Origin of the sequence: Streptococcus sp. GMD1S (assembly GCF_000296875.1) — a bacterium.
Classification (GTDB): Bacteria; Bacillota; Bacilli; order Lactobacillales; family Streptococcaceae; genus Streptococcus.
In genome coordinates, this window is the sequence record NZ_AJQY01000277.1 from 1 (window position 1) to 599 (window position 599).

Here is a 599-nt window from a genome sequence, read left to right on the forward strand (position 1 = left end):
TTTCCTTCGTGCATAACCATGTTAGCAGCCACATAGACCTTGGCACCGTACTTAGCAGCAAACTGCACGCCTTCTTCCATCTGTTCAAAGGTGAAGTTTCCTGCACGGCTACGAAGACCATAGGCCTGTCCGCCGATGAAGACTGCGTCCGCACCATATTGAACAGCTACTTTCAGCTTCTCTAAAGTCCCTGCAGGTGATAAAACCTCAGGACGTTTTAATGTTTTTGTCATTTTTTCTCCTATTTGCAATATAAAAGTTTGACGTTTTTCCTTCTCATTTTATAGTAAATAATGGATAAAATCAAGCCTAGACAGATTGTTTTGACAATTCTAATCTTTTCTAAAACAAAAAACTAGCCTTTCTAGACTAGTTATTTTCAAGATAAAATTCAAAGCGTTCGCCCACGTATTGACTCTTTACATACTCGAAAGCCGTCCCATCTTCAAGATAAGAGACCTGAGTCAAGGCTAAAATGGCATGCCCTTTTTCAACTTCTAGATAGTGAGCAATTTTTTCCTTAGCCAATCTCGCATAAATGGTCTGTTGGGATTTGCCAATCCGATAGCCATGTTGCTGCAAGGTATGGAAGAAATGAC

At 40.2% G+C, this 599-nt stretch carries 2 protein-coding genes; both read right to left on the reverse strand.

Annotation, left to right across the window (positions count from 1 at the left end; translation table 11 throughout):
- On the reverse strand, positions 1–233 hold a 233-nt coding region (locus GMD1S_RS08775), incomplete at its 3' end, for a peptidase U32 family protein (protein ID WP_000169050.1).
- 136 nt (positions 234–369) lie between these two features.
- A partial coding sequence (locus tag GMD1S_RS08780) for a GntR family transcriptional regulator (protein WP_000496349.1) occupies positions 370–599 on the reverse strand: 230 nt, incomplete at its 5' end.